This window comes from Aurantibacter sp., assembly GCF_042094015.1.
Classification (GTDB): Bacteria; Bacteroidota; Bacteroidia; order Flavobacteriales; family Flavobacteriaceae; genus Aurantibacter.
In genome coordinates this window covers 1-9,847 of the sequence record NZ_JBELDZ010000085.1, presented here as the reverse complement: position 1 = coordinate 9,847, position 9,847 = coordinate 1, and the positions used below count along the sequence as shown (strand labels likewise).

Genomic DNA, 9,847 nt, shown 5'->3' with positions numbered 1-9,847 from the left:
GTGCTCTTCCGATCTGTATTCTAAAACATAAAAAATAGTGTGTAATAGTGTATAAGAGAAAGCCGCCACTCCAAAAAAGCGACGGTTTCTTAATAACCATTTAGCAATTTTTCCTTTTGGGAATAATAGTTTTAAAGGTGTTGCAATAAGGCTAATAATTAACATGCGACCAGCAAATTCCCCTGTGATATGCATTATCATATCATAGTTTACTTGATCACGATAATAGCTTACAGTAAGTAATGTACCTGGTATGGCTAATATTAACCATAAAATATACTTAGATGTAAAAAATGTTTTGATGTTATTCATTAACCTTTATGTTTATACTTTAGGTAAAATAGGCTCTTTTTTACTTCTTCCCCATGCTATAAATACAGCAATAAGAAGTATTACAACATTCATTCCTACAGACTCATACTCACCTCTAGAGATATGAAATATTGCAGCTGCTACCATAAGTGCAATTGTACCATAAGCAGCATAAATGGTAAGTTGAGGTTTAATTTTAAGTAATGCTGGTAATAGTAAACCTAAACCACCTAATAAATCAACAATACCTGTTAAAGTAACTAAAGATGGATTTTCTGTAGCCCAAGGCATCATTTTAGCAAGTTCTTCTATTGGAGTACCAAGTTTAGCAAATGCTCCCCAAAGTAGCATTAAAGCTACTAATGCTTGTGCTATCCATAAGCCAATGTGTAAAACTTTGTTTCTTTTTTGATCAGTCATTTTTATAAAGTTTAATATTTATAACTGCAAAGTTGGACTTTATAAAAAAGAATAAAAATAAGATACCTTAAGAAATGAAGTTGAGGCTATTTTTTTGCCAGTTTACGTCTTGTTTCGCTTAAATATTCTGGTGTAACACCTATGTATGATGCTATAAGTTTAAGTGGTAAGCGTTGTACTAGTGTAGGATAAAGTAATGTGAAGTCTATATAACGTTGCTCTGCAGTAGCACTTAATAATCCTATAACACGCTTATTTGTGGCAATTAAATTGTTTCTAAATTTTGTTGCAATTTCAATGAGTTCTGGTTTTTCTAATTGCGAAATGTCATTAAATTCTGATTTAGAAATAAATGCAACTTCACTATCTTCTATAGCTTCAATAAAAATAACTGAAGGTATTTGATTTGTAAAGCTATCCAAATCTGAAATCATCCAGTTTTCTGGCGCAAATTGTAAAATATGCTCTTTGCCGTTATTGTCTAAAGTATAACTTTTAAGGCATCCAGTTTTTACTAAATAACCATGTTTTGTTATTTGACCTTGTTTAAGAAGTATGTCTCCTTTATTAACTTTTATTTTTTTTTCTGTTGGTAAAATACTCATGTATTTGCTAGATGTTATTTACATAATTTGTTTTTATAGCTTGCAGGTAACAAGATGATATGAAATCGTTATAATGTTTTATATCAGCAGTTAAACGAAGTTAACTTAAAAAAATGACAAAGTCAAGTTTTTTAAAAAGCTTTAGTTAGGTCTCTAATGCGTATTTTTTTAGAGTAATCGTGCTCATTAACATCTCTAACAAAACAATGCTCACTTATAGTGTTTTCTTCTACTTTTTTAGCTAATTCTTCTACTGTAAAAGGCCCATACTCTTTAGATTGTTCTATAAAATAAAACTCATGATCGTAAATTAAATCGGTTGCTTTTTTAGTGTATTTTTCATGAAGAAATTTTTGTACATCTTCAATGTTATTTAAATCTTCGTTATAATTTTCTTCATTTATATAAAGTGCAAAATCATCTGTGTTTTTATGATTTAACACTAAAACATCTGTGTCTTTAAAATAGGCTTTCACGGTAATTAATCCATCTTCTGTATCTATAGAAAACGTGTTTTTAATAGTTATACACCACGAAGTTTCTGTTACAGTATCATTCTCTGTAATAGATAATGTGTTTTCGTCTTTAAAGACATAAATGGCTTTTTTATGATTAATACCATTAACTAAAACCCAGTTTTTATTTAAAAAAAAGTCCTCATAATGCAAGTTGTAGTCAAATGGTTTAAGATCTGGAAACAATTCAAAAATATAAGATGCCATAGGTTTAGTTGTAGGTTGCACTAAAACTAACGAAAAAATAATGAAGTTGGTATTTATTAAAGATTAAATCGGTTAACTTTTAAAAATGAAGCTCTCATTAAAATCCAAAAATACTACCTTTACATCAAATTAAAATTAATGTCTTTTTCTACGCGAATAAATTCTAATTACCAACCAAAACATTTAGCTGTAAAACTTAATGCAAAAGGCGAACAATTTGTACTACAAAATCATCCTTGGGTTTTTTCAGATAATATTGTTAAGATAAAAGACAATGCACAATCTGGAGATTTAGCTATTGTATTTGGTAAAAATAAAAACAGAGTTATTGGTTTAGGTTTATACGATGCTAATTCGCCAATTCGAATTAAAATGCTGCATAGTAGTACAGAAAAAGCAGAAATTAATGCAGATTTTTTTCACCATAAAATACAAGATGCTTTTTCTAAACGTGAGGATTTATTAAGAACTAACACTAATAGTTACCGCTTATTATTTGGAGAAAATGATGGTTTTCCTGGCTTAATAGCAGATGTTTATGCAAATGTTTTAGTCGTTAAAATTTACTCTGAAATTTGGTTACCTTACTTAGAAACTATTATTCCAGATTTACAACAAATAGCGAATGCTAAAACTGTTGTTGTAAGATTAAGTAGAAGTTTAGAAAACTCTAAATTACACAAGTTACAAAACGGAGAAGTTGTTTATGGTTCTTTAGAAAACGAAGTTGTAGAATTTGTAGAGCACAACGTAAATTTTTCGGCAAACGTAATTAAAGGTCATAAAACAGGTTATTTTTTAGATCATAGAGCCAATAGAAAACAAGTAGGCGAGTGGAGTAAAGGCAAAACAGTATTAGATGTGTTTTCTTATGCTGGTGGATTTTCTGTTCATGCGTTATATAATAATGCTAAAGAAGTGACCAGTTTAGATATAAGTAAGCAAGCTTTAGAAATAGCATTACAAAATGGGAAACTAAATAATTATTCAGGTAAACATAAAGTTATTGCTGGTGATGCATTCGAGGAATTAAAAAAACTAATTAAAAACAACAACACTTTTGATGTCGTTGTTATAGATCCACCAAGTTTTGCAAAACAAGCATCGGAAATAGAATTAGCAAAAAAGAAATATTCGCAATTAGCTAATTTAGGTGAGCAATTAACAGCTAAAAATGGACTATTAGTTTTAGCATCTTGTTCATCAAGAGTTCTTAGTCAGGCATTTTTAGATATTAATAGTCAAGCATTAGGATCTTCTAACCGAAAATATAAAGTCGTTTTAAAAACACAGCACGATTCAGATCATCCCATAGGTTTTCCAGAAGGTGCTTATTTAAAATGTGGTTATTATCGTTTTTTAGATTAGTATTTAATAACTATTTAATAAACGAACTAAATAACAGAATTAATACTTTTTATTTTAGTTGATAAACCCTAAATCAAAAGAGGTTGTAAATTTAGAGAAGGTTTGGTTGATTGTTGACGTTATGATTACATCTTTTCTCCAAAAGCCAAATCACCAGCATCACCTAGACCAGGAATGATATATGATTTATCGTTCATTTCTTGGTCAATAGCACCAACCCATAAAGTTATGTTTTTTGGTAAATGTTGTTGAATAAAATCAATTCCTTGTTGACTAGCAATAAGCACAATTACGTGTAGTTGCTTTGGTGTTCCATTTGCTAATAAGGCTTTGTACGCAGCTAATATGGAAGCTCCAGAAGCTAACATAGGATCAGAAAGTAAAACGGTTTTATTTGTAATATCTGGACAAGCTAAATATTCAGATTCTATAGTAAAATCTGTATCATTGTCAGTATGTTTTCTAAAGGCAGAAATAAAAGCATTTTCGGCTCCATCAAAATAATTAAGCATTCCTTGATGTAATGGTAAACCAGCTCTTAATATAGTAGCTAAAACTATTTGATTATCAGAAGTGTTAATATCTGAAGTGCCTAATGGTGTTATAACTTGCTTTGTTGAATAATCTAAAGTTTTACTGATTTCATAAGAGAAAATTTCACCCATTCGTTCACAATTACGTCTAAAACGTAATTGATCTTTTTGAATCGCTACATTTCTAATTACAGATATAAATTGATTAAAAATGGTATTCGTTTTATTAAACTCTATGATTTTCATTATTCAGTAATTTTTAATTCAAAAAAATTATCCCAATTCTTACAATAACAAATATAATATTCTTTTTCTTGTTATAAGTTATTCCATTTATCCATTCCAATTCATTTAAATTGTTTACCATATTGCGGCGTTGCTATAACCTGAATAAAACTTTCCTTGCCTAATGTCTCAGAATTTAATGTCCAGATTTTTTCAACCAGTTATTTTTCAGACGATTTACATTGTAATATTCAAGGTTCAAGGTTTATCTTAAATAACAATTATGAAGCAATAATCTAAGAAATAGATTTAATAACATCTGTACCTATTAATATTTTACCTATTGGAGGTTTTCGAGTAGTTGGTAATAGAAAAAACCAGCAAGTGCTATGCGCGCATAATATTTTTGTATATTTGAATTCATAAAAATAAGATTATATGCAAACCAAACTAACTCAACTTTTAGATATTACATATCCAGTAATTATGGCACCAATGTTTTTAGTGTCTAATGTTTCAATGGTTAAAGAATCTATGGATGCAGGGATAGCTGGTTGTATTCCTGCACTTAATTATAGAACTTTAGATGAGTTAAGAGCTGCAGCAAAAGAACTTAAAACAGCAAAACCAAAAGGCGGATCTTTTGGGTTTAATTTAATTGTAAATAAGTCTAATATAAAATACAAAGAACAGTTAAGGGTTTTATGTGAAGAAGGCTGCGACTTTATAATAACATCTCTTGGTAGTCCAGAAGAAACTATAAATCAGGCACATAAAGCTGGAATAAAAGTATTTTGTGATGTTACCGATTTGCGTTTTGCTAAAAAGGTTCAAGAACTAGGTGCAGACGCAGCAATAGCAGTAAATAGTGAAGCTGGTGGACATAGAGGAAATTTAACACCTCAAGAATTAACCTCTTTATTAAATATGAATTTAACAATTCCTGTAATTTCTGCTGGTGGCGTTGGTTGTAAAGCCGATATTGATAAGATGTTAAGTTATGGAGCCGAAGGTGTTTCTGTTGGAAGCCCATTTATTGCGAGTACAGAAGCTAGTGTTACAGAAGAATATAAACAAGCTTGTGTAGATTATGGCGCTAAAGATATTGTAATGACCGAGCGAATTTCTGGAACACCTTGCACAGTAATTAACACACCTTACGTTCAAAAAATAGGAACCAAGCAAACTTGGATAGAAACTGTTTTAAATAAAAATAAGAAACTTAAAAAATGGGTTAAAATGATACGTTTTTCTATTGGTATGAAAGCAGCAGAAAACGCTGCTAAAAAAGCCACATATAAAACCGTTTGGGTTGCAGGACCAAGTATAGAACATACCAAAGCTATTTTACCTGTAAAAGCTATTGTGAAGCATTTGGTAGAATAATTTTTATTGGTTTTAGAATAATATAATAAGGCTTACCTATTGTGGTAAGCCTTATTTGTTTATAACATAATTGTTGCATGTTTTATTAATTTTAATAAGTTAAAAATCAGATGCATATATGTTTTTTTTAGTTGTGAAGTTGTAACTTTACAAAAAACACCAATATGTTAGAAACTACCAACCACCTATTAAAAAAAGGCAGTCTAATACTTTTTCTTTTTTTAGGGCTTCTAAATAGCAATGCACAAACTACTTTTACTTTTAGTCATAATGTAGTAGGTTTTGATCCGTTTTACACATTATCTAATGATTTTTGGACACCTTATTACCCTGGTACAACTATAAATGCTGGAGATAAAGTTATAATAAACTCAAATATAACTTTTAACGATAATATACTGAACAATGGAGAAATTGAAATTGTATTTGGTGCAAAAGCAAATTATACAAAAACATTTACAAATAATGGTGAAATTTTTATTTTTAGTGGAGAATTATATGCTAATACAGACCAATCTCAATCTTATACCCCTGCTTTTTATAATTCAGGAGAAGTAACTGTTTTGGATGCTTTAAATCATAGTACAGGAACTTTTATTAATTCAGGGACTATTGACACATCAGGATATGGAGTAGCTATAGGTACTACTATAAACTCATTAACTAACTTAGGGTTAATATCTGGTGATGGCAAAATAACACTAAATTCACTAACCAATCACGGCACCATAGACACTAGTGGTGATTTACTTATAAACGGAACATCTGAAATGCTAGGACCAGGAGTTATAGAGAATTTTGTTTCTTTAAAATTTGAAGATAATTTTGCAAATTATGGAACTATTAAATCTAATAGTTTATCAGGACCTAACCCCGGTACTACAGCTAACTATGGAACTATGAGTAATTATGGAACTATAATTTCGACAAATAAAAGCTTCATAAATAATTATGGAACTATAACCAATTATGGAACCATAAATATTGAACAATATCTTACTGGAGAACTTGGAAACATAAACAACTCTGGGATTATAAGTATAGAACCTAATGGGGTGATAAATAATACTGGAAACATTATCTTAACAACTACAGGGAGCATAGCTAACTCTGGAACAATAACACAATCTGCTTTAGGAACCTTCACTAGTTCAGGAACACTAAATATTGAATCTGATGGCATTTTTACTAATTCAGGAAATATTTCTATTGAAAACGAAGGATCCATATCAAACACTGGTGATTTAACCACTAACACTACAGGAAACATAACAATCAAAGGTATATTAAGTGTCGAGTCTGGAGGAGAGCTTACTAATTCTGGGTCAATTAACATTGTTACTTCTGCAAACTTAAATAACTCAGGAACAACTACTTTAACAGAAACAAGTGTTTTATCAAATTCAGGAACAATTAACAATAGTGCAACATTGTCTGATTCAGGAAGTATTACACAGACTAGTACAGGAGTCTTAACGAATACAGGAACCACATTAGTTGAAAGCACTGGTAGTATTAATAATTCAGGAACTATAAGTAACACTACAGGAACTATAAATAATGTAGGCACTATAACTCTAACTGGTACAGGACTATTAGAAAACACCAACTACATAAATAATACAGGAATAATAGATAATTTAGGTACATTTAATATAGCTGCTTTTGGTACTGTAGATAACAGTAGAGCCATACATACAAAGGGTACAACAACAAATTTGGGACAAATAAATAATACATTAAATTCATTTTTATTTGTATTTGTTGGAGGAGTGTTTAATAATGGAGGTATTATTGATAATCTAGGTAATTTATGGAGTGCAGGATCTTTAATAAACACTAATAGTATTACTAATGCAAATTTAATAACAAATAATGGGTCCTTACAGAATGGATTAGACGGAACCTTAATTAATACTGTAGATGGCATACTAGAAAATATTAATCTTTTAAGTAATTTTGGAAATATATCTAACGCTGGAAGTATTGATAACACAGGTACTTTATTGGGATATAATATTAGTCATACAGGTGATTTTAGTAATAACGATGGTGTTTTACAACCATCTTACTTTTTTTTCTCAACTCTTTTTGCAGGAACTTATATTTTTAACGACAACTACACACACAATAATAGCAAATTAAAAATACACTTAGAAAGCTTAACAAGTTTTAGTAATGTAGAAGTAGCAAACACAGCCAATTTAAGTGGTGTATTAGATGTTTATTTATATAATTACACACCAAATATAGGAGATACTTTTACAATTTTAAAAGCAGGTAATATTTTAGGAACTTTTGACACGGTAAATTTGCCTGCAGGTTATAATTGGGATGTTATCTATACAACAACAGAAGTTAATTTAAAAATAACTCCAGTTACTTTAAATCCAGTAGTGTTTTTACAAGGCGCTTTATTATCTAGTGGAAGTAACTTAATGCGAGACGATTTAAGGTCTTCAGGTTATTTACCAACTACATCTCCATATGCAGATGGCGCAACGTGTTTAACATCGGTATTTAATACAGGAGGAACTAATGGAACAGGATTACCAGAAGATGATATTGTAGATTGGATTTGGGTAGAATTACGTGATGCTAACGATAATACAAATGTAATAGCTGGAAGATCTGCCTTATTACAAAGAGATGGAGATATTGTTAATTTAGATGGCATAAAAGAGTTAACTATTAATGCACCAGTTAATAATTATTATGTATCTATAAACCATAGAAATCATTTAGGAATTATAAGTAATGCAGTATTCTCGTTATCAGATCAATCTACAAATATAGATTTTACAGATAGTGGAAATCCAATAACTTTTGGAACAAATGCACAAACAACTTTTGGAATGCCAAATGGAGTAGTTGCAATGTGGTCTGGAGATGCTAATGGAGATGGACGTTTAAATTATATAGGTGTAAATTCTGAAATACCACATATAAGTAGTCAAGTATTTAATGACCCAAATAATTCTTTATTTGGTGGTCCACCAATTGCGACTTATACATCTACAGGATACTCAAATACAGATGTAAATATGAATGGTGAAACAATATATATAGGTGCAAATTCGGAAGTACAATTTATAAGTGGTAATATTTTTAATAACCCATCGAATTCTTTATTTGGTGGTCTACCAATAGCAACATATCAATTTTTAGAGCAGTTACCATAATAATTAATAATAATTTTATAACGATTTAATCAACGTTACATTAACTTCGTGCGTTCCATTAAACGGAATAATGTCCAAATTAGCACCAAATAATTCTTTAGCTCTATTGGACTCGTATTCCATACGTTCTGGGATTAAATACTCGTCTTTTGTTCCGTAGATTAAAGTAACTTTAGTATTTAGATTTTTAAAATACTCTGGCTCTAACTCTTTAGGAATTCCGCCAGAATGGATAATAATGTCTTTACACTTTAATTTATATTTTGCTAAATAACGTAAAGCCACACTAACACCTTGAGAGTAGCCAAAAAGAATAATGTTCTTGTCTTCTGGAATAGCTTCAGATTCTAAAACGGCTTGTAGGTAATTACAAACATTATCTATTTCTGTAGTGGTATTTTCTTTAGTAAACCAACACGCACCAACATGTTTAAAGCTTTTGCCTTGATAATATTTACTTGGTGCTTGTGCAGCAATAATATAATTTTCGGTAGGATTTAAATCTTTAAAATAGCGTAAGAAATAACGACTTAAATAGCCTAAGCCATGACAAACTAACCAGACGTTTTTTGTGGCTTCAGTTAATGTATTTAGAGTAGAATAGGAGTTGGTAGATTTATATGATATTTCTTTTTCTGCTGAATTCATTTCTGCAAACTGTTTTGTATTTTTGTATAAAGATCAAATATAAATGAAGTATTCTAAAAGCGACGTTTTAAAACGAGCAAATCAAGCCAATAAAAATACATTAATGGAAACATTAGAGATAGAAATGGTAGATTATGGCGAAGACTTTTTAGTTGCTAGAATGCCAGTAACACCAAGAGTACATCAACCAGATGGAGTATTACATGGCGGAGCAACAGCTGCTTTAGCAGAAAGCGTTGGAAGTTTTGCTTCTCACATTTTTTTAGATTCCGAAAATTTGATGATTCGCGGGTTAGAAATTACTGCTAATCATTTAAAAAGTGTTCGAGAAGGTTTCATTTTTGCTAGAGCTACCTTTATACATAAAGGAAGAACCACGCAATTAATAGATATTAGAGTCACTAATGAGGCCAATGAATTAGTTTCGTTATGTAAACTATTGACTA

10 protein-coding genes are annotated in these 9,847 nt (G+C 30.2%); 4 read left to right on the top strand and 6 right to left on the bottom strand.

Annotated features, from left to right (window positions below; translation table 11 throughout):
- The 4 genes from ACFDSN_RS10640 to ACFDSN_RS10625 all read right to left on the bottom strand — a co-directional run.
- On the bottom strand, nucleotides 1-312 hold a 312-nt coding region (locus tag ACFDSN_RS10640; protein ID WP_375239835.1), incomplete at its 3' end, for a hypothetical protein.
- Between the two features lie 12 nt (nucleotides 313-324).
- Nucleotides 325-732 carry a DoxX family protein gene (locus tag ACFDSN_RS10635; protein ID WP_375239834.1) on the bottom strand — a complete coding sequence of 136 codons (408 nt, stop codon included), beginning with the start codon at nucleotides 730-732 and terminating at the stop codon, nucleotides 325-327.
- Between the two features lie 86 nt (nucleotides 733-818).
- Nucleotides 819-1,337, bottom strand: coding sequence for a Crp/Fnr family transcriptional regulator (locus ACFDSN_RS10630; protein ID WP_375239833.1), 519 nt, complete (start codon nucleotides 1,335-1,337; stop codon nucleotides 819-821).
- 131 nt (nucleotides 1,338-1,468) lie between these two features.
- Nucleotides 1,469-2,059: a hypothetical protein gene (locus tag ACFDSN_RS10625; RefSeq protein ID WP_375239832.1), complete on the bottom strand. Its 591-nt coding sequence runs from the start codon at nucleotides 2,057-2,059 to the stop codon at nucleotides 1,469-1,471.
- Nucleotides 2,060-2,197: 138 nt separating this feature from the next.
- On the opposite strand from ACFDSN_RS10625, the gene ACFDSN_RS10620 reads away from it, so the two are divergent.
- Nucleotides 2,198-3,427: a class I SAM-dependent rRNA methyltransferase gene (locus ACFDSN_RS10620; RefSeq protein WP_375239831.1), complete on the top strand. Its 1,230-nt coding sequence runs from the start codon at nucleotides 2,198-2,200 to the stop codon at nucleotides 3,425-3,427.
- 125 nt (nucleotides 3,428-3,552) lie between these two features.
- Here ACFDSN_RS10620 and upp read toward each other — a convergent pair whose 3' ends face one another.
- Nucleotides 3,553-4,206 (bottom strand): uracil phosphoribosyltransferase, encoded by a 654-nt coding sequence (gene upp / locus ACFDSN_RS10615; protein ID WP_375239830.1) that lies wholly within the window; start codon nucleotides 4,204-4,206, stop codon nucleotides 3,553-3,555.
- Between the two features lie 417 nt (nucleotides 4,207-4,623).
- On the opposite strand from upp, the gene ACFDSN_RS10610 reads away from it, so the two are divergent.
- Nucleotides 4,624-5,571: an NAD(P)H-dependent flavin oxidoreductase gene (locus ACFDSN_RS10610; protein WP_375239829.1), complete on the top strand. Its 948-nt coding sequence runs from the start codon at nucleotides 4,624-4,626 to the stop codon at nucleotides 5,569-5,571.
- A 164-nt stretch (nucleotides 5,572-5,735) separates the two neighbouring features.
- Nucleotides 5,736-8,753 (top strand): beta strand repeat-containing protein, encoded by a 3,018-nt coding sequence (locus ACFDSN_RS10605; RefSeq protein WP_375239828.1) that lies wholly within the window; start codon nucleotides 5,736-5,738, stop codon nucleotides 8,751-8,753.
- A 15-nt stretch (nucleotides 8,754-8,768) separates the two neighbouring features.
- Here the strand turns inward: ACFDSN_RS10605 and ACFDSN_RS10600 are convergent, their stop codons facing one another.
- Nucleotides 8,769-9,401 carry an alpha/beta hydrolase gene (locus ACFDSN_RS10600; protein WP_375239827.1) on the bottom strand — a complete coding sequence of 211 codons (633 nt, stop codon included), beginning with the start codon at nucleotides 9,399-9,401 and terminating at the stop codon, nucleotides 8,769-8,771.
- A 43-nt stretch (nucleotides 9,402-9,444) separates the two neighbouring features.
- Between ACFDSN_RS10600 and ACFDSN_RS10595 the strand changes: the two genes are divergently transcribed.
- Nucleotides 9,445-9,847, top strand: a 403-nt coding sequence (locus ACFDSN_RS10595) for a PaaI family thioesterase (protein ID WP_375239826.1), incomplete at its 3' end; no start/stop codon positions are given.

What these genes read in the sequence shown, in the direction of transcription:
- ACFDSN_RS10635 (WP_375239834.1), bottom strand. Translation starts at nt 732, where the DNA reads ATGACTGATCAAAAAAGAAACAAAGTTTTACACATTGGCTTATGGATA.
- ACFDSN_RS10630 (WP_375239833.1), bottom strand. Translation starts at nt 1,337, where the DNA reads ATGAGTATTTTACCAACAGAAAAAAAAATAAAAGTTAATAAAGGAGAC.
- ACFDSN_RS10625 (WP_375239832.1), bottom strand. Translation starts at nt 2,059, where the DNA reads ATGGCATCTTATATTTTTGAATTGTTTCCAGATCTTAAACCATTTGAC.
- ACFDSN_RS10620 (WP_375239831.1), top strand. Translation starts at nt 2,198, where the DNA reads ATGTCTTTTTCTACGCGAATAAATTCTAATTACCAACCAAAACATTTA.
- upp (WP_375239830.1), bottom strand. Translation starts at nt 4,206, where the DNA reads ATGAAAATCATAGAGTTTAATAAAACGAATACCATTTTTAATCAATTT.
- ACFDSN_RS10610 (WP_375239829.1), top strand. Translation starts at nt 4,624, where the DNA reads ATGCAAACCAAACTAACTCAACTTTTAGATATTACATATCCAGTAATT.
- ACFDSN_RS10605 (WP_375239828.1), top strand. Translation starts at nt 5,736, where the DNA reads ATGTTAGAAACTACCAACCACCTATTAAAAAAAGGCAGTCTAATACTT.
- ACFDSN_RS10600 (WP_375239827.1), bottom strand. Translation starts at nt 9,401, where the DNA reads ATGAATTCAGCAGAAAAAGAAATATCATATAAATCTACCAACTCCTAT.